The organism is Roseivivax sediminis, assembly GCF_900112685.1.
Classification (GTDB): Bacteria; Pseudomonadota; Alphaproteobacteria; order Rhodobacterales; family Rhodobacteraceae; genus Roseivivax; species Roseivivax sediminis.
The window spans coordinates 327,259-347,978 of record NZ_FOMS01000002.1; the positions used below are offsets into that span (position 1 = coordinate 327,259).

Annotated in this window: 17 protein-coding genes; 4 read left to right on the forward strand and 13 right to left on the reverse strand. The window is 69.1% G+C overall.

The window, feature by feature from the left end; all coding sequences use genetic code 11:
* The first annotated feature begins 95 nt into the window (after positions 1–95).
* Positions 96–1,949 carry an ABC transporter ATP-binding protein gene (locus tag F3H57_RS04670; RefSeq protein ID WP_223162952.1) on the forward strand — a complete coding sequence of 618 codons (1,854 nt, stop codon included), beginning with the start codon at positions 96–98 and terminating at the stop codon, positions 1,947–1,949.
* 45 nt (positions 1,950–1,994) lie between these two features.
* Positions 1,995–3,827 (forward strand): ABC transporter ATP-binding protein, encoded by a 1,833-nt coding sequence (locus F3H57_RS04675; protein WP_149754709.1) that lies wholly within the window; start codon positions 1,995–1,997, stop codon positions 3,825–3,827.
* Between the two features lie 16 nt (positions 3,828–3,843).
* Here F3H57_RS04675 and F3H57_RS04680 read toward each other — a convergent pair whose 3' ends face one another.
* From F3H57_RS04680 to ppsR, 9 genes are all read right to left on the reverse strand, one after another.
* Complete coding sequence (locus F3H57_RS04680; protein ID WP_149754710.1) at positions 3,844–4,719, reverse strand: polyprenyl synthetase family protein; 876 nt, start codon at positions 4,717–4,719, stop codon at positions 3,844–3,846.
* A 328-nt stretch (positions 4,720–5,047) separates the two neighbouring features.
* Positions 5,048–6,424: an aspartate aminotransferase family protein gene (locus tag F3H57_RS04685; protein WP_149754711.1), complete on the reverse strand. Its 1,377-nt coding sequence runs from the start codon at positions 6,422–6,424 to the stop codon at positions 5,048–5,050.
* A gap of 118 nt (positions 6,425–6,542) precedes the next feature.
* Positions 6,543–8,027 carry an NAD-dependent succinate-semialdehyde dehydrogenase gene (locus tag F3H57_RS04690; RefSeq protein WP_149754712.1) on the reverse strand — a complete coding sequence of 495 codons (1,485 nt, stop codon included), beginning with the start codon at positions 8,025–8,027 and terminating at the stop codon, positions 6,543–6,545.
* A gap of 127 nt (positions 8,028–8,154) precedes the next feature.
* Positions 8,155–8,637, reverse strand: a complete 483-nt coding sequence (locus F3H57_RS04695; RefSeq protein WP_149754713.1) for an Lrp/AsnC family transcriptional regulator — start codon at positions 8,635–8,637, stop codon at positions 8,155–8,157.
* A 3-nt stretch (positions 8,638–8,640) separates the two neighbouring features.
* The gene (locus F3H57_RS04700) at positions 8,641–9,627 is read right to left on the reverse strand and encodes a cyclodeaminase (RefSeq protein ID WP_149754714.1); all 987 of its coding nucleotides are present in this window, start codon (positions 9,625–9,627) and stop codon (positions 8,641–8,643) included.
* Positions 9,617–10,621 (reverse strand): hydroxyectoine utilization dehydratase EutB, encoded by a 1,005-nt coding sequence (gene eutB / locus F3H57_RS04705; RefSeq protein ID WP_149754715.1) that lies wholly within the window; start codon positions 10,619–10,621, stop codon positions 9,617–9,619. Before eutB ends, F3H57_RS04700 begins: the two co-directional genes overlap by 11 nt.
* A gap of 79 nt (positions 10,622–10,700) precedes the next feature.
* Entirely contained in the window at positions 10,701–11,261 is a 561-nt protein-coding gene (gene idi, locus F3H57_RS04710) for an isopentenyl-diphosphate delta-isomerase (protein WP_149754716.1), read from the reverse strand.
* A 171-nt stretch (positions 11,262–11,432) separates the two neighbouring features.
* A complete protein-coding gene (locus F3H57_RS04715; RefSeq protein WP_149754717.1) occupies positions 11,433–12,713 on the reverse strand; it encodes a BCD family MFS transporter in 1,281 nt (426 codons plus the stop codon).
* Positions 12,714–12,755: 42 nt separating this feature from the next.
* Entirely contained in the window at positions 12,756–14,165 is a 1,410-nt protein-coding gene (ppsR, locus tag F3H57_RS04720) for a transcriptional regulator PpsR (protein WP_188129599.1), read from the reverse strand.
* Positions 14,166–14,976: 811 nt separating this feature from the next.
* Here ppsR and F3H57_RS04725 point away from each other — a divergent pair.
* Entirely contained in the window at positions 14,977–15,384 is a 408-nt protein-coding gene (locus F3H57_RS04725) for a c-type cytochrome (protein ID WP_149754719.1), read from the forward strand.
* A gap of 132 nt (positions 15,385–15,516) precedes the next feature.
* Here the strand turns inward: F3H57_RS04725 and F3H57_RS04730 are convergent, their stop codons facing one another.
* Together F3H57_RS04730 and F3H57_RS04735 are read right to left on the reverse strand one after the other, a co-directional pair.
* Entirely contained in the window at positions 15,517–17,220 is a 1,704-nt protein-coding gene (locus tag F3H57_RS04730) for a capsule biosynthesis protein (RefSeq protein WP_149754720.1), read from the reverse strand.
* Entirely contained in the window at positions 17,198–17,857 is a 660-nt protein-coding gene (locus F3H57_RS04735; RefSeq protein WP_149754721.1) for an ABC transporter ATP-binding protein, read from the reverse strand. Before F3H57_RS04735 ends, F3H57_RS04730 begins: the two co-directional genes overlap by 23 nt.
* A 203-nt stretch (positions 17,858–18,060) precedes the next feature.
* Between F3H57_RS04735 and F3H57_RS04740 the strand changes: the two genes are divergently transcribed.
* A complete protein-coding gene (locus tag F3H57_RS04740) occupies positions 18,061–18,846 on the forward strand; it encodes an MBL fold metallo-hydrolase (protein WP_149754722.1) in 786 nt (261 codons plus the stop codon).
* Between the two features lie 57 nt (positions 18,847–18,903).
* Here the strand turns inward: F3H57_RS04740 and F3H57_RS04745 are convergent, their stop codons facing one another.
* Together F3H57_RS04745 and argE are read right to left on the reverse strand one after the other, a co-directional pair.
* A complete protein-coding gene (locus F3H57_RS04745; protein WP_223162953.1) occupies positions 18,904–19,569 on the reverse strand; it encodes a GntR family transcriptional regulator in 666 nt (221 codons plus the stop codon).
* Positions 19,566–20,720, reverse strand: a complete 1,155-nt coding sequence (gene argE / locus F3H57_RS04750; protein WP_149754724.1) for an acetylornithine deacetylase — start codon at positions 20,718–20,720, stop codon at positions 19,566–19,568. The genes F3H57_RS04745 and argE overlap by 4 nt, the downstream gene beginning before the upstream one ends.

Here is a 20,720-nt window from a genome sequence, read left to right on the forward strand (position 1 = left end):
GGGCCTAGGTATCGGCCATCCGCATCGGCCGGCCTGGACGCGCCCCGACGTCCGCCGCCCCGGTCGGCCATCCAGCGACATCGAGGAGCCGTCCGGTGCGCCTCTTCCGTTACTTCGAGGGCCTCGTCGACCCTTACGCCGACTATCCCGAAACCGACGCTCCGCCGCGCCGGCTGCTGCCGTTCATGCTCGACTATTCGAAGCCCTTCCGGGGCGTGTTCGTGGTCGCGGGGCTTCTGTCGGTCGTGGTCGCGGGGGTGGAGCTTCTGCTCATCTGGGCGATGGGCTGGGTGGTCGACATCCTCGCCGGGTCCCCGGCGGAGGTCTGGGCGGAGCATGGCTGGAAGCTCATCGCGCTTGGCGTCTTCATCCTGGTCCTGCGGCCGGCGCTGCAGGCGCTCGACGTGCTGATCCTCAACAACGCCATCCTGCCGAACTACGGCACTCTCTTCCGCTGGCGCGCGCATAGGCACGTCCTGCGCCAGTCCGTCGGCTGGTTCGAGGACGACTTCGCCGGGCGCATCGCCAACCGCATCATGCAGACCCCGCCGGCGGCGGGCGAGGCGGTGTTCCAGATCTTCGATGCGCTGACCTATTCGCTGGCCTACGTGATCGGCTCGTTCTTCCTGCTCGGCGCCGCCGATCCGTGGATGGTGGTGCCGCTCGCCATCTGGTTCGGGCTGTGGCTGGCGCTGATGCGCTGGACGGTGGCGCGGGTGAAACCGGCCAGCCAAGCCGCCTCCGACGCGCGCAGCTTCGTCACGGGCCGCGTGGTCGACAGCTACACCAACATCCATTCAGTGAAGATGTTCGCCCACCACGACCGCGAGGTCGAGTATGGCCGCGAGGCCATCGAACACGCGCGCAAGACCTTCGCCGCGGAGATGCGCATCTACACGATCATGGACGTGGCGTTGACCGTGCTGAACGGCATCCTGATCGTCGGGGTCGTCGGCCTCGCGCTCTGGTTCTGGGGGCTCGGCGCCGCGACGGTCGGCACGGTGGCGGCGGCGACCGCGCTGACGCTGCGGCTCAACGCCATGACCGGCTGGATCATGTGGGCGATGACCAGCTTCTTCCAGCAGCTCGGAATCGTGTCCGAGGGGATGGAGACCATCGCCCAGCCGATCCGCCTGACCGACGATCGTAGCGCCGCGCCGCTGCGGCTGACCGAGGGCCGGATCGAAATCGACCGCCTGTCGCACCATTACGGCAAGGGGCAGGGCGGGCTCGACGCCGTCACCCTGACCATCGCCCCGGGCGAGAAGGTGGGCCTTGTCGGCCGCTCCGGCGCGGGCAAGTCGACGCTGGTCAAGCTGCTCCTGCGCTTCTACGACCCCGAATCCGGCGCGATCCGGATCGACGGGCAGGACGTGACCGGCGTGACGCAGGAAAGCCTGCGCCGCGGGATCGGCATGGTGCAGCAGGATTCGGCGCTGATGCATCGCTCGGTCCGCGACAACATCCTCTATGGCCGCCCGGAGGCGGACGAGGAGGCGATGATCGCGGCGGCAAAGCAGGCGCAGGCGCACGATTTCATCCTCGGGCTGAGGGACGCGCACGGTAATGCCGGCTACGACGCGCAGGTGGGCGAGCGCGGCGTGAAGCTCTCGGGCGGGCAGCGCCAGCGCATCGCGCTCGCGCGCGTGATCCTGAAGGACGCGCCGATCCTGGTGCTGGACGAGGCGACGAGCGCGCTCGATTCCGAGGTCGAGGCGGCGATCCAGGACACGCTCTACGGCATGATGGAGGGCAAGACCGTCATCGCCATCGCGCACCGGCTGTCGACCATCGCCCACATGGACCGCATCCTCGTGATGGATGACGGCCGCATCGTGGAGGAAGGCACGCATTCCGAGCTTCTGGCAGCGGGCGGGCAATATGCCGGCTTCTGGGCGCGGCAATCGGGCGGGTTCCTCGCCATGGACGACAGCGAGGCGGCGGAATGACCCGGCCACTTGCCCTCGCCCGCCGAAGATACAGGTAGCCCCGGCATGACGCATCCCTCCGACTGGATCGACCCGTTTCAACCGGCCGACGGCCCGCCGCCGCGCACGCTCTTGCGGTTCATGCGCTGGGCGCTGAGCGGCGCGTGGGGCGTGCTGCTGGCGGGCTCCGTCCTCGCCATCATCGTGGGCGTGATCGAAGTCGCGGCAGCCATGGTGCTCGGCCGCGTTGTCGACGCCGCTGTGGCCGCCGAAGGCGCGGTCTTTTCGGAGGCGACGTGGATCCTGATCGGGGCGATGCTGTTCTTCGTGGCGCTCAGACCGCTCGCCTATGTGTGCAGCACCTATTTCAACACTCTGATCATTCAGCCAAACGTCTTCAACCTCGTCCTGTCGCGCCTTCATCGCTACACGATCGGGCAGGCGACCACGTTCTTCGACAACGACTTCGCCGGCCGCATCGCCCAGAAGGAAATGCAGACCGCCCGCGCTCTGACCGACGTGGTGGTCGAGATGGTGACCTCGATCCTCGTCGCACTCGCCTCCTTTGTCGGGGCGATCCTGCTGGTCGGGACAATCGACCCGAGGATCGGCTTGGGGCTGCTGGTCTGGCTCCTGGGGTACGGGCTGATGATCCGGCATTTCATGCCGCGCATCCGCACGACGTCGAAGGCGCGCGCCGGCGCCCGCGCCGGGGTGACCGGCCAGATCGTCGACACCGTCACCAACATCAAGACCGTCAAGCTTTTCGCGCATTCCGATCACGAGGATCGCGCGGCACTGAACGCGATGGGATATCTGCGGGGCCGCACGCTCGATTACGGGCGCGTGGCGACGGCGTTCCGATTCTGGCTGGTGATGATCGCGGGGCTGCTGCCGGTCTTCATGGTCGGCGGGGCGCTGGCGCTCTGGTCGTCGGGCGGGCTGTCGGCGGGCGACATCACGGCGACCGGCGCCGTGTCCCTCAGGCTCGCGCAGATGACCGGCTGGGTCAGCCACACGCTCATGGCCCTCTACTCCAATGTCGGGGAGACCGAGGACGGCATGCGCACCCTCACGCCGCCCTACACCCTCACCGATGCGCCGGACGCGACGGAACTTTCGGTGCCCGAGGGCCGCATCGCCATCGAGGATCTGACCTTCCGCTACGGCCACGACCGCGGCGGGATCGAGGATATCGATCTGACCATCGCGCCGGGCGAGAAGCTCGCCGTGGTCGGCGCCAGCGGCGCGGGCAAGACGACGCTCGTGGGGCTGATGCTGCGGATGTACGACACCGAGCAGGGGCGCATTTCCATCGACGGGCAGGACATCTCGCAGGTGACGCAGGAAAGCCTGCGCCACAAGATCGGGATGGTCACGCAGGAAACCGCGATGTTCAACCGCTCGGCGCTGGAGAACATCCGCTACGGCGATCCGTCCGCCAGCTTCGAAGAGGTGCTCGAGGCGGCGAAGAAGGCCGAGGCGCACGAGTTCATCGAGGTCATGCAGGACCACGAGGGGCGCCAGGGCTACGCCGCGCATCTGGGCGAGCGCGGTGTCAAGCTGTCGGGCGGGCAGCGCCAGCGCATCGCGCTCGCCCGCGCGATCCTCAAGGACGCGCCGATCCTGGTGCTCGACGAGGCGACGAGCGCGCTCGATTCCGAGGTCGAGGCGCAGATCCAGGCCGCGCTCGAGAGGGTGATGGAGGGCAAGACGGTGCTGGCCATCGCGCACCGGCTTTCGACCATTGCCCACATGGACCGGATCGTGGTCATGCATGAGGGGCGCATCGCCGAGATCGGCACTCACAGCGAACTTCTCGCCAAGGGCGGCCTTTATTCGCGCTACTGGAACCGCCAATCCGGCGGCTTCATCTCCACTCAGGCGGCTGCGGAATAGCGAGGCCGCGCGGCGATCAGACCCGGGCGGCGGTGCCGGCCTGCGTCGGGACGAGCCGCGCTGCCTGCATGCGCACCATATGCGCCAACGCCCCCTCCCCGGGACAGGAGGGGATCGACGAGATCGCCCCCGACAGGATGTCGTTCAGCCGCGCGATGGCCCCCTCGCGCCCGAGCCGCGCCACGGCGTTCGGCCTGCCATGGGCGGCGTCCTGCCCGATGGGTTTGCCGGTCTCGGCCTCGCTCTCGCAGGCGTCGCGCAGATCGTCGGCGACCTGGAACGCCTCCCCGATGCGGGCGCCGAGTTCGGTCCAAGGCTCCGGGTCCTGCCCGGCGGCAACCGCGCCCATCTGCGTCGCCGCGACGAAAAGCGCGCCGGTCTTGGCGCGGTGATAGGCCGACAGGTCGATCCTCTCCTCGCTTTCCCAGCCCTGACCGGCGCAGATGCCGCCCGGCATCCCGGTCTGCCGGGCCAGGATCTCGATCAGCGCGACTGCGCGCGTCGGGTCCTGCGGCGCCGCCCGGGCAAGCGTCTCGAAGGCGATCACGATGAGCGAATCGCCGGTCAGCACCGCCACCGGCTGCGAAAAGGCGCAATGAACGGAGGGTTTGCCGCGGCGCGTGGCGGCATCGTCGAAACAGGGCAGGTCGTCGTGAACAAGACTGGCGCAGTGAATGAATTCCAGCGCGGCCGCCGCGGCATCGGTGAGGGGCGGGCGGTCCTCGCCGCAGGCCTCCGCCACCGCCGACAGGATCGTCGGCCGGATCCGTGCGCCCCCCGGCAGGCAGGCATAGGAGAGTGCGGCCGAGAGCTGCCCCGGCGCCGTCGCCCCGCCACGCGCCCGGGCGAGGGCTTCGCTGATCGCGGCTTCGATGCGGTGGGCGTCGGGCATCTCGGGTCTCCCTGCGACCGCGGACTGGATCGGCGCCATTGAAAAAGGACGCCGCGCTCGAAATCCGGGGCCGGACACGTGCCGGGGCCTGACAATAAGGCCATCTTACCCGATCCCCCGAATCGGCCCCACCCTAGGTGGAGACGCGGTCAGCGTCATCGCCCGTGCCGGATGTCGGGCGCCGAGTGCGACACTGTGGGCGCAACATCGGGTAAGGGCGGTCTCGCGCCCGCGGCAGCCGAACCGAAAACGGGCCGGGCGACGCGCGCCCGACCCGTAGGGGTAAGGTCCCGATTGCTACGCGCGCCATCGGCGGCGCGCGGCCCGATCAGGTCCAGTCGAAGAGCTTCTTGGCCGCCTTCGCGGTCTTCTCGGCGATCTCGTCGGCCTCTGCTTCGGTCAGGCAGAACGGCGGCGCGAAGCCGAGGATGTCGCCCTGCGGCATGGCCCGGGTGATGATCCCGTCCTCGAGCATCGTCCCCGCGAGGAGCGCGCCGATCTTGTCGGATGCCTCGAAGAAGGTGCGCGAATCGCGGTCCTTCACGAATTCCACCGCGCAGAGCATGCCTTCGCCGCGCACCTCGCCCACATGGGGGTGGTCGGCCAGCGCCTCGGACATGACCTTGTTGAAGTACGCGCCGGTCTTGCCCGCGTTGGTCACGAGGTCGAGCGTGTCGATCAGCTTGAGGTTGGCAACGCCCGCCGCCGCGCCGATCGGGTGGGCCGAGTAGGTCCAGCCGTGGCCGATCGGGCCGTTCTCGTCGGTGCCCTGCTCCAGCACCTTCCACATCTTGTCGGACACGATGGAGCCCGAGAGCGGCGCATAGGCCGACGTCAGGCCCTTGGCGATGGTCATCAGGTCCGGCTTGATGCCGTAATGGTCCGACCCGAACATCGAGCCGAGCCGCCCGAAGCCGGTCACCACCTCGTCGGCGATCAGCAGGATGTCGTACTTGTCGAGCACCGCCTGGATCGCCTCCCAGTAGCCGGCCGGCGGCGGCACGATGCCGCCCGTGCCGAGCACCGGCTCACCGATGAAGGCGGCGATGGTGTCGGGGCCTTCCGCCTCGATCAGCTTTTCCAGCTCGGCCGCGCAATGCTGGCTGAACTGCTCCTCGGTCATCGAGGAATCTTCACGGCGGAAGTAATACGGCGCCTCGGTGTGGATCACCTGGTTCAGCGGCAGGTCGAACTTCTGGTGGAACAGGTGCAGCCCGGTGAGCGAGCCGGTCATCAGGCCCGAGCCGTGATATCCGCGCCAGCGCGAGATGATCTTCTTCTTCTCGGGCCGGCCGAGGATGTTGTTGTAGTACCAGACCAGCTTGATGTTGGTCTCGTTCGCGTCCGAGCCGGACATGCCGAAATAGACCTTCGACATGTGATCCGGCGCGCGATCGAGGATCATCTTGGAAAGCGTGATCGACGCTTCGGTGCCGTGGCCGACATAGGCGTGGTAATAGGCCAGTTCGTGCGCCTGCTCCGCGATCGCCTCGGCGATCTCGGTGCGGCCGTAGCCGACGTTCACGCAATAGAGCCCGGCGAAGGCGTCAAGAAGCTTCTGGCCGTCCCGCGTCTCGATGTGGCTGTCCTTGCCGCCCTGGATCACGCGCTGGGGCGCGTTGCCGCGGGCGAATTCCGCCAGGTGGGTCGAGGGGTGGAAGAAATTCTCCCGATCCCATTGTTCGAGCATGTCGTTCTTGAGCATCGTCGCGGTCCTTGACTGTTCAATCCCGGCGCGGCCTGAGGGGCGTCTTTGCCGAGGGGTGATGTCGGTCCGGGCCGTGCGGGACGGCCCGGTCTAATCGTAAAAGACGGAGGGCGGTTCAGGCCCAATCGCGGCAGACGTACTTGATCTCGGTAAAGGCTTCGAGACCCTGACGCGCCCCTTCGCGGCCGAGGCCGGACTGTTTCATGCCGCCGAACGGGATCGGCGCGCCGGTCACCTTGGTGCGGTTCACCGCGACCATGCCGAAATGCAGCCCGCGAGAGACGCGGTAGATCCGCCGCGGATCGTGGCTGTGCACATAGGCGACAAGCCCGTATTCGGTGTCGTTGGCCCGCGCCACGACCTCTTCCTCGGTGTCGAAGGGTACCAGCGCTGCGACGGGCCCGAAGGTCTCCTCGTGCAGGATCAGCGCCTCTTCGGGCACGTCGGCCAGCACGGTCGGCTCGTAGAACAGATTTCCGGCGCTGTGGCGCTGACCGCCGCAGAGCAGCCGTGCGCCCTTGTCCAGCGCGTCCTTGACGTGCTCTTCCTGCTTGGCCACGGCCTTTTCGTTCATCAGCGGGCCGATGTCGGGATCGTCCATGCCGACACCGACGCTCAGCGCCTGGGTCGCCTCGGTGAACTTCTCGACGAAGGTGTCGTAGATCGCCCGCTCGATGAAGATGCGGTTCGCGCCGAGGCAATCCTGCCCGGAGGTGGCGAACTTGGCCTTCATCGTCTCGGTCACCGCCTTCTCGAGATCGGCGCCCTTGAAGACGATGACCGGCGCATGGCCGCCCAGCTCCATGATCAGCGATTTCACCGTCCCGGAGCATTGCCGGTACAGCAGCCGGCCGATTTCAGTGGAGCCGGTGAAGGACAGGACGCGCACGCGCGAATCCTGCGTCCAGGGCTCGACGATCTCGGACGCCTTGCCGGTGACGACGTTGAACACGCCCGGCGGCAGGCCGGCGCGTTCGGCCAGCTCGGCCAAGGCGAGGGCCGAAAACGGCGTCTCGCCCGAGGGATGCGCGACGATGGTGCAGCCGGCGGCAAGCGCCGCGGCGGCCTTGCGTGTCAGCATCGCGGCCGGGAAGTTCCACGGCGTGATGAGCGCGGCGACGCCCATCGGCTCGCGCCAGAGCTCGACCTCCGCGTCGGGCAGGTGCGAGGTCACGCCCTCGATGTTCGGGCGGCGCGTTTCCTCGGCGTAGAATTCGATAAAGTCGGCGGCGTAGTCGATTTCGCCCCGCGCCTCGGAGATCGGTTTGCCCTGTTCGAGCACCATGATCCGGGCGAGGTCTTCCTTGTGCTCCTTCATCAGCTCGTACCAGCGGCGCAGCAGGCGCGCGCGCTCCTGCGGCAGGCTTTGCGACCAGCTCTGGAAGGCGGTGTCGGCGGCATCGACGGCGGCGCGAGCCTCGTCGCCCGAAAGCTGCGCGACCTCGCCCAGCCAGGTGCCGTCGGCGGGATTGGACACGGCGAAGGCGGCGCCGGATTCGGCACTCTGCCACTTGCCGCCGATATAGGAAAAGTTGCGGACAAGGCGCGGATCGGCCAGGTCCGACAGCGGCGATTTGGGGAAGGTGCGATGCACGGTCATGCCATCCTCCTGAAGGGGTATGGCAGGAATATGGGCTGCGCCCGCCAGAGGAAGGGACCAAACATCCGCGCCGGGGCAGAGGATTCCTCTGCCTGAGGGCATAAAGCCAGACCGAACCGCCTGCGCGTCAGTCCGGGGCGGCGAGCAGCCCCAGCGGCGGACCGGCCGAGGTTTTCACCGATTTCGTCACGATATAGGTGTAGTACCGCGCCAGCCCGATCCGCGACTCCAGAAGGTGGTCGATCAGCCGCTGGTAGGCGTCGATATCGCGCGCCACCACCTGCATGAGGTAGTCGAACCCGCCGCCGAGCGCCCAGACCCAGGTGATTTCCTCGTGCCTCTGCACGGCCTCTTCGAAGATGCGGAATTCCGGCGCCTTGTGGCTGTCGAGCTCCACCGCCACGAACACCGTCACGTGCGGGCCGAACGCCTTCAGCGACAGCCGCGCGCCGTAGCCCTCGATGATGCCGGCGCGTTCGAGCTTCTTCAGGCGTTCCCAGCAGGGGGTCGGCGACAGGCCCACGCGCTCGGCCAGTTCGGTCTTGGTGATCCGGCCCTCGCGGGTGAGCGTGCGCAGGATGTCGAGGTCGCGCGCATCGAGGCGGACCATGCGTCAGCGCGCCCGGATCGGCGTGCCCGCCGCGCCCAGCCGCGTCGCCACGTGGCTGGCGATGGCGGTGTCCTGCGCGCCGGTGCCGGTCAGATCGGCGATGGTGATATCGCCCGGCGCCTGGCGGCCGGGCCGCGCGCCGGTGACGATCTGGCCCAGCTCGGCCGGATCCTCGGGCGCGGTGCCGGCGGCGCGGGCGGCGCGCAGCTCTCCCATCTTCTCGGCCTGCGAGACGCGGTCGCAGACATAGAGGTCGGCGCGCGTCAGGCAGGCCGCCTCCAGCTCCTGCTTGCCTTCCTGGTCCGATCCCATCGCGGTGACGTGCAGTTCGGGGTGCAGCCAGTCGGCTTTCAGCACCGGGTCGGTCGCCGGCGTCGTGGTGACGACAAGCTGGGACCGGCGCACGAGCGTCTCGGCGTCGGTGCAGACCTCCGCCTGGACCCCGAGCGCGGCCTTGAGGTCGGCGGCACATTCCGTGGCGCGCTGCGCGTCGCGGCCCCAGACAAGCACCCGCTCGAACGGCCGCACGAGGTGGACGGCGCGCATCTGCAGCCGGGCCTGCACGCCAGTGCCGATGACGCCGGCGGTGGTCACGTCCTCAGGGGCAAGGTGGCGCGCGGCCACGGCGCCCGCCGCCGCGGTGCGGATGTCGGTGAGATAGCCGTTGTCGAGGAACACTGCCTGCACCAGCCCGGTCCTGGCCGAAAACAGGATCATCAGCCCGTTGAGCGACGGCAGCCCCAGCTTGGGATTGTCGAAAAAGCCGGGCGAGACCTTGACCGCGAAGCCGTCGAAGCCGGGGATGTACGCGGTCTTCACGTCGACCTCGCCGTTGGCCTCGTGCAGCGCCATCGACATGACGGGCGGCATCACCACCTCGCCGCCGGCGAGCGCGGCGAAGGCGGCCTCGATCACGTCGACCGTTTCGACATCGAGCGCGACGACCTCGCGCAGCTCGGCCTCGGTCACGATGCGGATGTCATGGCTCATAGGGGCGCCCTTCGATCGTCATGTCGCCAAGCGTCACGTCGCGGCCCGTCACGACGCGGGTGAAGACCTCCATGTCGAGGTTGCGGCCCGTCAGGATCGTCGCGGTCGGCCCGGTCAGCGTGACTTTGCCCGTCTGTACTGCGGCGAGCCCGACGACGCAGGCGCCCTCCGCGATCAGCCGATCCTCGTAATAAAGGGTCTGGAGCGCGCGGTAGACTTCTTCCTCGCTCACCAGCACGACCTCGTCGAGAAGATCGCGGCACATCGCGAAGGTCAGCTCGTTGTCGAGCCCGATGCCGCCGCCGAGGCTGTCGGCGAGGCTCTCGACCTCTTCCACCTCCACCGGGCGGCCCGCCTCGAGGCTCGCGGCCATCGCCGCGCCGCGATCCATCGACACGCCGACGAGGCGGATGGACGGATTGATCGCCTTGGCCGCCGCGGCGACCCCGGCGGCGAGCCCGCCGCCCGAGAGCGGCACCAGCAACATGTCGAGGTCCGGCTGTTTCGCCAGCATCTCAAGCCCGATCGTGCCCTGCCCGGCGATCACGTGGGCGTCGTCGAAGGGCGATATCTGCGCAAGGCCCTGTTCCTCGGACAGCCGCTGGCTTTCGGCCAGCGCGGTGTCCTGCGACCGGCCGCGGATATGGACGTCGGCGCCGAAGGCGCGGATGCCGTCGACCTTGGTCTTGGGCACCAGTTCGGACATGCACACCACCGCGCGCAGGCCCCGTTCGCGCGCCGCGAAGGCGACGCCGCGCCCGTGGTTCCCGGTCGAGCAGCAGGTCACGCCGCTGATGCCCTCGGGCAGCTTGGCGACGGCGTTGAGCGCGCCGCGCAGCTTGAACGCGCCGATCGGCTGCGTCATCTCGAGCTTGAGCCAGAAGGGCTGGCCGTAGCGCGTCTCCATGTGCGGAGAGGGCACCATCGGCGTGGCATCGGCGCGCCCGCGCAGGACGGCGGCGGCAGAGAGGATATCGGCAAGAGTCACGGTCATCGCCCCGACTATGGCCACGCAAGCGGCGAAATGAAACCCGGGCCTTTCGGAGTGGTGCGGTGAAGCGGCGCCGCGTAGCTCAGTCTTCTGAGGCGTTCGAGAAGATGCGGCGGGCGTGCTCATCTAGGTAGATGCGCAGCCACGGCGTGTAGCGTTCCGGGCGGGCGGCGACGTCCTTCGTGAGCGCGTCGAGCGGCATCCATGCGGTCTCCATCACCTCGGCGGGATTGGGCGTGACGGGCAGCGCTGCGGGGGCCTCGGCGGTGAACAGGTCGACGACCTCGTGTTCGATGAGGCCACCGCCGACATCGGCGCGGTATTCGATCACGTCGCGGTGGGCGAGGGGCAGACCGGTCAGGCCGAGTTCCTCGAAGAGGCGGCGGTGCGCACAGGCCTCCGGCGCCTCGTCCCAGTGGGGATGGGTGCAGCAGGTATTCGCCCAGAGACCCGGCGTGTGGTATTTCGTGGCCGCGCGGCGCTGCAGAAGCACCGAGGCTCCGGAGAGCACGAAGACCGAAACGGCCTTGTGGCGCAGACCTTTGCGGTGCGCCTCCAGCTTTTCGACCGGGGTCAGGTGGCCGTCGACCCAGGCGGGGACGGTCAGCGGAGTCTCGGGCGCCGTGGCGCGCGGTCGTGTCATGGCAGCCTCGAAGGTCGGGCGGTGTCGTATGTCCGGAGGGTCATAGGGCCTTCGCGATGCGGTGAGAACCCGCAACACCGACTTGTGCGCGGGCGCTGATCCGGCGCCGCACCGTACCTTCCGTGCGATCGCGTGCGAAACCGTCCGTCGCCCGAACGAAAGCGAACGGGCTCATTCCCCTGCTTGCAGTCGGGCGGCGGGGTTGCGCCCCTCCATCACGAGAAGCGCCAGGATCGCGGCGGCGACGAAGAGGCCCGCTTCCACGGTAAAGACGGCGGCAAAGGCCGGGGCGTCCGCCGTCAGCCCGCGCATCAGGTCGACCGCCGCGGCCCCGGCGAACCCGCCCGATCCCGCGGCGATGGCCTGCGCCGCGCCCCACAGACCCATGCGCGTGCCCTCGCGCTGGCCGCGCCCTTCGCCGGCGAGCTTCATCATCGCACCGATGGCGGCGACCGCGAACATGCCGTTGAAATAGCCGAGCGCGATGGCCGCCGGCAGCAGCGGCGCGCCCGGTCCGGCCGGCGCGATGCCGGCAATCGTCAGGAGCGCGGCGGCCGATCCGAGGCAGCCCGCCGCGACCCAGGCCCGGAGCGAGCCGAGCCCGAAGCCGGTCGCGGCGATGCCGACGGTGAGCATGCCGACGAAGACGCCACCGTTCTGCGCCCCGGCAAGCTGCGTCGACTGGCCCGGCGTGTAGCCGAAGACGAGTCCGGCATAGGGTTCGAGGATGAGTTCCTGCATGAAATAGGCGATCATCGACAGGAAGACGAAGACGGTGAAGTTGCGCGCCCGCCGTTCTCGCCAGACCTCGGCCAGAGCGACACGGAACGGCGGCGCCCGGGGGTCCTGCCGGGCGATCAGCCCACGCTCGATGCCGTATACGGCGAGGACGGTGAGCGCCAGCATCGCCGCCGCGGTGGCGGCTACGATGACCAGAAGCCGCGCCGGCGAATATGGGTCGAGCAGCCCGCCGATCACGCCGGCAGTCACCGCGATGCCGAGGATCATCATCAGCCAGGTGATCGTGGCCGCGGCGGCGCGGCGGTGCGGCTCGGTGGCGGTGGCCAGAAGCGCCAGCAGCGAGGTGCCCGAGGCGCCAGTGCCGATGCCGATCAGCGCGTAGGACAGGATCGACACCGCGAGACCGGGCCAGAACGCGGACGCCAGCAGCACCACGCCGAGCGCCGCACCGATTCCGCCGAGCGCCAGCACGGCCATGCCGCCGACGATCCAGAACGTGCGGTTGCCGGCGGTGTCGGAACGGAAGCCCCAGCGCGGCCGGGTGATCTGGATACCGTAGTAGAGCGCCACGAGGAGGCCCGGCAGGGTTGCCGGGAGCGCCAGCTCGACCACCATCAGCCGGTTCAGCGTGGAGGTCGTCAGCACCACGATCGCACCGAGCGCCATCTGTACGAGGCCGAGCCGGAAGATCGAGAGCCAGCCGAGCGTCATCGCGTGCCCTCGTGCCGGCCGGGCGCCGCTGCGCGCGCCGGTTCAGGTCTCACCGGGGCCCTCGCGGTCCAGCAGGCCGAACTTGCGCAGTTTCACGTAAAGCGACTGGCGCGACAGGCCGAGCATCTCGGCCGCCGCGACGCGGTTGTTGCGAGTCAGGTGAACGGCGGTCTCGATGCACATCTTCTCGACCGCGTCGGTGGTCTCCGACACGATCTCCTTCAGCGTGGCGGAGCCGACAAGCGCAATCACCGAGCTTGCGTCCTCTGGCGTGCCGGTCGGTTTGGAACTGCGTACTCCTTCGGCGCGGCTGGCGTCGCGGATGACGAAGGCGAGCGAAGGGGCGGTGCGGTCGTCGAGGTGGCACACCGACATTTCCACCGCGGTTTCGCCGCCGAGCCGTGTGACGAGCCGGGTGGCATAGAGGCGCATCTGCCCGAGCCCGCGCGCGTTCTCCACCAGAACCTTCAGGTCGACCTGGCCGCGGCCGAGATAATCCGACAGGCATCGCCCCGCCACGTCCGAGATCTGCGTGGCCTCGATCAGGTCGAGGAAACTGTCGTTGCAGGTCACGATGGTGCCGTCGAGGCCGGCAAAGAGGATCGCGTCGGTCGAACGGGCGTAGAGGGCGGAGAGGTCGGCGGCAATGCCGTCCGCGGCGCCGGTGCGGTCGCCCGCCCCCTCGAGCCGGCAGAGGTAATGCCGCGCGCCGGCGGCGCGGAACACCTCGGCCGAAAGCCGCAGCTCCCGGCCGTCCCGCGCGGTGCTCAGGAGCAGCGGCCCCTCGCCCGCGGCGGCGCGGGCGAGGCGGTCGGAGAAATCCCCGGCCTCCGTTGCGAAAGCCGAGGCGAGGGGCCGGCCCAGCGATTCGCGCGTGGCGGCCAGCAGCGCGGCGGCAGGGTCGTTGAGGTCGGCGATCCGCCCGTCCGCGGCGGTCACGAAGACCACGGGCTCCGCGATGCCGCTCAGCAGCACCCGGTAGCGCGTGGCCACGTCGCGTCGCGCCTCGTAGACCTGTTCGAGCGCCAGTTGCGCCTGCACCAACTGCGTCCGGCATTCGGTGATGGCTCCGAGATCCCGGCCCAGCATGAGAAGCGCGCCGTCGAAACCGTGCGGCACGAAGCTGTAGCCGACCGGAGCCACCCGTCCGGTCGAGGTGCGGTGGTCGAGCTCCACCGCGCGGCACAGGTCTTCGCCCGCGGCGATCCGCGCGCGGGCGTCGTCGAGCCTGGCCGCGCTTTCGGGGGTCAGGGCGCCGGTCAGCGGGTGGCCGACAAGGTCCGCGAGCCCGGGATCGGGCAGGCCGGTCCGGCCCGGGACTACCGACAGAACTCGCCCGTCGGCGGCGATCACCAGCGCCACGTCGCAGGCCGCGCCGACAACCTCGGCGAGATACGCCGGCGGAACCGCCGCGTCGACCGCCTCCGGACGGCTGCGGGGGGAGCTGGTCATGGCCATGTCCTCACGTCGGAGCGCACGCCGGCATGCTGCCTCGTGAGCGGCGTGCGCGCAGCGTTTGTCACAAGATTGGCCCCGGTCAGGGCCCGAACGGCGTCTTCGCGATCGGGCACGAGGCCGCCGGATGCACGGAGGGCGGGGCGGCACGCGTGCTCTGTCACGACCGCAACGAGCGTGGCGCCGGTTTCGATCCCTTCCGCCCGGGCGCGGCAGACGGGCGCGGGCTCTGCATGCCCCCCGGAACGTGTCAGCGCACGCCGGCTGGCAGCGCGAACGTAAATCGCCCGGCGGCCCGGCCCGCGGCGTCGTTTCAGCCGAAGCATCGCCGCCGGGCACAGGGGCGCGCGGGTGCGTGGTGGCATCGGATGCTGCACTTGGCGTTCGCTCCGGTGGGTCGTTCGCGGGGGATGTCACACGTCCTGGTTCCTCGGTCGCCGGGGCCGAGCCGAGGTCAGATGGGTAAATAGTCTCTCGATGGCGAATTGACACGAGGATAACGTGATCGGGCGGGATCGCGACATCTGCGTGACCTGCGGGCGCGCTGAGATCGGCGGGCGGTGCGTTGCCGCCACGCCTCCGGCAGTGTGCCGGGGCGGAACTTTTCGCCAGGGCGGGCTACGGTACCGTCGTTCCGAGGCGGCACGGGGGCGCCTTCGCGGCCGCCATCCCGATGGTCGTGGGGGCAGGGCGGCCGGGGGCACGGATCGCCGTTCACGAAATTGTCCGGTATTCCGGACCTTTCATCGCGCAGGGGCGCTGTTATCTCTTGGGCGTCCGTCCGTTGTTCCCGATCCGAAGGGGTCCGATGATCCGCAAGCTGTCCGTCCTCCTCGCCTGCCTGCTGGCAGGGCCCGCCCCGGCGCAGGACGCCGCCGCGGGCGCGCGGGCGTTCGCGGCCTGCACCGCCTGCCACGCGGTGATTGCGCCGGACGGGACGGTGTTGCGCGGCGGCGGCCGGGCGGGGCCGAACCTGTACGGTGCCGCGGGCGCGCTGGCGGGGCGGCAGGCCGGGTTCAATTATTCGCCGTGGCTGCGGCGGCTGGGCGATGCCGGCGTGCACTGGACGCCGGACACCTTCGCCGCCTACCTGCGCAACCCGACCGAGTTCACCAAGGCGCAGCTTGGCGAGTCCTCGGCGCGTTCGCGCATGGCGTTCCGCATGGACCGCAGCGCGGCCGACATTCACGCCTATCTGGCGTCGCTGGAGCGCTAGAACCGGGCCGCGGCGCGTGCGGCACGGGCGAGGGGCCAGCCCAGCCCCTCGCACTCCCCGGGGTTTCTCCCGCCAGACGAAGAAGGGAGTCGCGGGCAGGGCGGGCAATCTGCCTACCTTCCGAGAGGCCGGTCAGGCGGAGACCTGTTCGCGCAGGATCGAGGCGGTGAGCGAGATCATCAGGTAGATTCCCGAGAAGATCAGGAACGCCAGGAGCGTGTTCTCGAACTTGCGCGGGTAGCTGGGGTCCTGCGAGGCGGTGGGCACGACGGCCGTGGTCAGGTAGCGCGCCTGGCTGTCGGCGTCGCGGCGCGCGGTCTCCAGCCGTTCGAGCGCCGATTGCAGCATCATGTCGCGCGTGGCGAGGTCGGCCTCGGCCAGCTGCACGTTGGTCGCGATGTCGGCGAGCGATTGTTCGCCCTCCTGCGCGCTGGTCATTCGGGTGTTGAGGTCGGCCAGCAGATCCTCGAGCCGGCGCACGTCGGCGCGGGCGCCGTCCACCCGGCTCTGGTTCGGGCGGGCGTTGTCGAGCAGCGCCTGGAGTTGCAGCCGCTTTTCCTGGAGCTGGATCTCGAACGTGTTGATCTGGCTGCGCAGCGCGGTGATCCGGCCCTCGGGGTCGAGAAGCGCGCTTTCCTGTTGCAGCCGCACCAGCGTCGACTGCGCCTCGCGCCGCGCGGCCTGGGCCTCTTCGAGCCCCGCCTCGGCGTCCAGCACGGCGTTGGCCCGCTTGCGCTGCGACAGGTTGTCCACCCGCTCCTCGGCATAGGAGATGAGCGCGCGCGAGAATTCGGCGGCGGTTTCGGGGTCCGCGGCTGTCACCTCCATCTTCACCACGCCTTCGGTCGGGTCGTAGCCGATCTCCACGTTGTCCTCGTAGACCTTGTAGGTGTCTTCGGTGGAGGCGCCCGGCTCGAGCCGCTGCAGGGGGTCGATGAAATCCTGGCTGAAATGCGACCTGAAGCCGACGTCGCGGTCGAGCCGCAGCATCGCGTCCTTCGAGGCGAGGTAGGATTGCACCGCGATCGCGTCCTGGTTGGTGGCGAACTGGGTGCCGGACAGCAGCCCGCCCATGCCGCTGCCCGAGCCGCCATCGGCGGCGAGGATCAGGAATTGCGACTTGGTGGAATAGAGCGGCGTGGCGACGTTGTAGAAGTAGTGCCCGGCCAGGGCCGTGGGAATGGCGATGAAGAAGAACAGCCGGGTGAGCAGCAGCGCGAACTTGCGCCGCCGCCGCTTGACGAGGTCGCGCTGGATGCGCCCGATCTCGGCCGCGCGGCGTTCTGCCGGCCCGGGGCCCGGATCGACCTCGGTCGAGGGCAGCGTCTTCTTCTTCAGCGGCATGGTCTGGGGCAGTTGCACCCGGCCGTCCGACCTGTCCGTGCCCGGCGTCTCCGCAGGCGCGGTTTCGTTCGCCGCGGCCGGCGGGCGGCCGACCTTGTCCTCGCCGGTTTCGGGGTCGCGGGTGACCACGAGTTCGAGCGTGTTTACGCGCTGGAACGGGTCGATGCCGCGGGCGCGCAAGAGCCGCACGGCATCGAAATCGGAGGTCGGCGCGAGCCCGTGCTTCTGCGCCACGCGGCGGGCCATGCGCAGCTGGCGGCCGGTCAGCCCCTCTTCGCGGATCGCCTGGATATCGGTGTCGGCGGCGGAGGCGATCTCGCCGCTGGGTGGCGCCTTCGGGGCCTCCGGCGCGGCTGTGTCGCTGCCGCGCGGGGCGGGCGGCGCCGGACGCGCGGCGGGATCGGCTTCGGCCATGGAGGTGCCGGCCTCCGCGGCGGAGGCGGGGGCGGAGCGGCGGATCCGGAATTTCTTAGCCTTGGGTTTCGTAGTCATAGAGCCGCTTCGCTTCTTCCAAACTCTCGAACATGTGCAACTGGCCATCCATCAGGACCGCGGCCTTGCGGGCGAACTTCTCCAGCACGTCGGGCTGGTGGCTGACGATGATGATCGTCGTGGTGCGCAGGCGCTCGGCGAGAATGTCGCCGGCCCGCTTGTTGAACCCGACATCGGTCGAGGACGGCATGCCTTCGTCGATGAGGTAGATGTCGAAGTCGAGCGCGAGCATCAGCGAGAAGGTGAACCGCGCCTTCATCCCCGAAGAATAGGTGCCGAGGGGCTGGTCGAAATATTCGCCGAGGCCGCAGAGCCAGCGGCAGAACGCCTCCACATAGTCGGGGTCGAGGCCGTAGAGCCGGGCAATGTAACGCGCGTTCTCGCGCGCGGATATCTTGGAGATCACGCCGCCCATGAAGCCCAGAGGGAAGGATACCCGGCAATTGCGGCGGATCTGTCCCTCGTCGGGTTTTTCCAGCCCTGCCATCATCTTGATCAGCGTCGTCTTGCCGGTGCCGTTGGGCGCGAGGACGCCGAGGGATTCGCCAAGGTCCACCTGGAACGACACCCGGTCGAGGATCACCTTGCGGTGCGATCCGGTCCAGAAGGACTTACTGACTGTGTCGAATTCGAGCATTCCGGCGGCCTCGGGTGACGGTGCGGGGAAAATGGGTCCGCAGGTCAGTGGAAACGGGGCATAAAGGTGGAATTTGGTTAGAGTATGTCGGGATTTGGCCACAAAACGCAATCGGGCTGTCGCGTCGGTGTCGGAGGCGCGGCGATGGACGCCTGCGCCCCGCAGCCTAGGTCTCACGCATCACCAGCGGAGAGGAGATCGAGATGTCTGTGACACGGCGCCGGTTCATGGCGACCACCGGGGCGGCCTGCGGGGCCGCGATCATGTTGCCCTTCCAGGCGATGGCCGAGCAGCACATGAGCAATACCTTCTCCACCGACGGCGGCGAGATCACCGTGCATCCGGTGAGCCACGCCTCCTTCGTGATGGAGACGCCGATGGGCGTGATCCATGTCGATCCGGTCGGTGGGGCCGACGCTTATGCCGACCTGCCGGCGCCGGACCTGATCCTGATCACCCACGAGCACGGCGATCACTACGACGCCGAGACGCTGCAGGCGCTGATGGGCGAGGGCACGCACCTCATCACCAACCCCGCGGTTGCCGAGATGCTGCCGGAGGCGCTGGCCGAGCGCGCCGAGGCCATCGGCAATGGCGAGAGCACCGACTGGGACGGCCTCGGGATCGAGGCGATCCCGGCCTACAACACCACCGAAGGGCGGCTCGATTTCCACCCCGGGGGGCGCGACAACGGCTACGTGCTGAGCTTCGAGGGGTTCCGGGTCTACATCTCGGGCGACACCGAGGACATTCCGGAGATGCGCGCGCTCGAGAACATCGACGTGGCCTTCGTGTGCATGAACCTGCCGTTCACTATGGATGCGGAGGCGGCGGCGAGCGCGGTCAACGCGTTCGCGCCGGCGCATGTCTATCCGTATCACTTCCGCGGGCGTGACGGCGGCACCCAGGACCCGGCGGCCTTCGCCGAGATGGTCGAGAGTGCGGAGGTCCTGACGCCGGACTGGTACCCGGACAACGAGTCGCTCTGAGCAGTGGAAGGGGGGCGGATTGCCCACACTACCGGCGCGCTGTCCGGAGCGTGAGGCTCAGTTCGCGGGCCGGGATCCGGGCAAAGCCGCCTTCAGGCGGTGGAAGCTCATGGAAATGTGGGCGCGGCGGATCATGCCGACCGCGGTCATGTCGCCGGAGGCGAGCGCGCCAGCGACCTGGCGCATCTCTTCGCGGAAAGCTTCTATCTCGCGGCCGAGGTCCAGCGCGGAGATGGTCTTGAGCCAGATCCGCGCGGTGCGGAAGTAGAGGCGTTCGGACACCTCGGCCAGTGCCTCGTTGCCGATCAGCCGCTGGGTGAAATCGAAATAGGCCATGTTGAGCCGGGCGAAGGCGCGCGCGTCGGGCGCCTCCGCCAGCCGCTCGCCCTCGGCCACCAGGCCGCGCGCCTCGTCGAGCACCGACTGCGTCACCGGGCGCGGGGTCATCGTACCCGATAGCTGTGCCAGTTCCTCGCGCAGCGCGTAGACCTCCCCGAGTTCACGCGCGTCGACATCCGTCACCAGCGTGCCGACGCCGTGGCGTGCCTCCACCAGCCCCTCGTCGGCGAGCCGTGCGAGCACGCGGCGGACCGGCGTGCGCGACACCCCGAATTCGGAGGCGAGCGATTCCTCCCCCAGCTTGGTGCCGGGGGGGTAGTCGAGCAGGCAGATGCGGCCTCGCAGCTCCGAGTAGAGCCGTTGATGGCGCGCCTCCGCGCTCATGCGGCGAGCGTGCGCCGCAGGCCTTCGAGCATCGTCAGGCATTCGGTCAGCTGCTGGCGCGAGACGTATTCGTCGGGCTTGTGGGCCTGCGCGATTGAGCCGGGGCCGCACACTACCACGGACATGCCAAGCTCCTGGAAGAGCCCGGCCTCCGTGCCGAAGGGCACGACGTCGGCGGAATTGCCGCCGGTGAGCTGGGCGACGAGGCTGCGCGCCATGTTGTCGTCCATCGGCTCCAGCCCCACGACCTCTCCGATCGTCTCCACGCTGATGTCGGCCCACGGGGTGACGGCGCGCATCGCCGGCAGAAGCTCCGTCTCGATCAGCTGGGTGAGTTGCTCCTTGACGAACTCCGCGTCGCCGTATTGCACCGGGCGCATTTCCCATTCGACCTCGGCGCGGCCGGGGATGACGTTGTGCGCCACGCCGCCGGCGAGCTTGCCGATGTTCACCGTGGTCCACGGCGGATCGAAGCGGCTGTCGCGCGGGGCGCGCAGCTTCAGTTCCTCCGCCAGTTCCATCAGGCGGGAGACGTAGCGCACCGCGTAGGCCACCGCGTTCACCCCGCGGTCGGGGTTCGAGCCGTGACCTTCGAGCCCCTGGAACCGGGCGGTGTATTCGCAGCAGCCCTTGTGCCCCTCGATGATCCGCATCTCGGTCGGCTCGCCGACGACGGCGATGGCCGGCAGGTGGTCGCGTCCCTTGAGGTGCTGAACGAGGTTCTGCGCGCCGAGGCAGCCGACCTCCTCGTCATGGGTGAAGCAGAAATGCACCGGGCGGCGCAGGTTCGTGGTCCCGTAGGCGCTGGCCATGGCGATCGACGCGGCGATGAACCCCTTCATGTCGCAGGTGCCGCGCCCCATCAGCAGATCGCCCCGTTCGGTCATCTGCCAGGGGTCGGTGGACCAGTCCTGGTCGGCCACCGGCACCACGTCGGAATGCCCCGACAGCATCACGCCGCCGCCCATGTCCGGGCCGATGGAGGCCCAGAGGTTCGCCTTGTCGCCGGTCTCGTCCCGGAACACCTCCACCCGCGCGCCGGCATCCTCGAGCCGGGTCGCCATCGCGTCGATCAGCCCGGCATTGGGGTCCGACGACACGGTGGGATGCGCGATCAGGTCGGCCAGGATCTCTTCGGTGCGGTCGAGCAT

Excerpts from the sequence above, each read along its gene's own strand:
- F3H57_RS04675 (WP_149754709.1), top strand. The coding sequence starts at position 1,995 with ATGACGCATCCCTCCGACTGGATCGACCCGTTTCAACCGGCCGACGGC.
- F3H57_RS04680 (WP_149754710.1), bottom strand. The coding sequence starts at position 4,719 with ATGCCCGACGCCCACCGCATCGAAGCCGCGATCAGCGAAGCCCTCGCC.
- F3H57_RS04685 (WP_149754711.1), bottom strand. The coding sequence starts at position 6,424 with ATGCTCAAGAACGACATGCTCGAACAATGGGATCGGGAGAATTTCTTC.
- F3H57_RS04690 (WP_149754712.1), bottom strand. The coding sequence starts at position 8,027 with ATGACCGTGCATCGCACCTTCCCCAAATCGCCGCTGTCGGACCTGGCC.
- F3H57_RS04695 (WP_149754713.1), bottom strand. The coding sequence starts at position 8,637 with ATGGTCCGCCTCGATGCGCGCGACCTCGACATCCTGCGCACGCTCACC.
- F3H57_RS04700 (WP_149754714.1), bottom strand. The coding sequence starts at position 9,627 with ATGAGCCATGACATCCGCATCGTGACCGAGGCCGAGCTGCGCGAGGTC.
- eutB (WP_149754715.1), bottom strand. The coding sequence starts at position 10,621 with ATGACCGTGACTCTTGCCGATATCCTCTCTGCCGCCGCCGTCCTGCGC.
- idi (WP_149754716.1), bottom strand. The coding sequence starts at position 11,261 with ATGACACGACCGCGCGCCACGGCGCCCGAGACTCCGCTGACCGTCCCC.
- F3H57_RS04715 (WP_149754717.1), bottom strand. The coding sequence starts at position 12,713 with ATGACGCTCGGCTGGCTCTCGATCTTCCGGCTCGGCCTCGTACAGATG.
- ppsR (WP_188129599.1), bottom strand. The coding sequence starts at position 14,165 with ATGACCAGCTCCCCCCGCAGCCGTCCGGAGGCGGTCGACGCGGCGGTT.
- F3H57_RS04725 (WP_149754719.1), top strand. The coding sequence starts at position 14,977 with ATGATCCGCAAGCTGTCCGTCCTCCTCGCCTGCCTGCTGGCAGGGCCC.
- F3H57_RS04730 (WP_149754720.1), bottom strand. The coding sequence starts at position 17,220 with ATGACTACGAAACCCAAGGCTAAGAAATTCCGGATCCGCCGCTCCGCC.
- F3H57_RS04735 (WP_149754721.1), bottom strand. The coding sequence starts at position 17,857 with ATGCTCGAATTCGACACAGTCAGTAAGTCCTTCTGGACCGGATCGCAC.
- F3H57_RS04740 (WP_149754722.1), top strand. The coding sequence starts at position 18,061 with ATGTCTGTGACACGGCGCCGGTTCATGGCGACCACCGGGGCGGCCTGC.
- F3H57_RS04745 (WP_223162953.1), bottom strand. The coding sequence starts at position 19,569 with ATGAGCGCGGAGGCGCGCCATCAACGGCTCTACTCGGAGCTGCGAGGC.
- argE (WP_149754724.1), bottom strand. The coding sequence starts at position 20,720 with ATGCTCGACCGCACCGAAGAGATCCTGGCCGACCTGATCGCGCATCCC.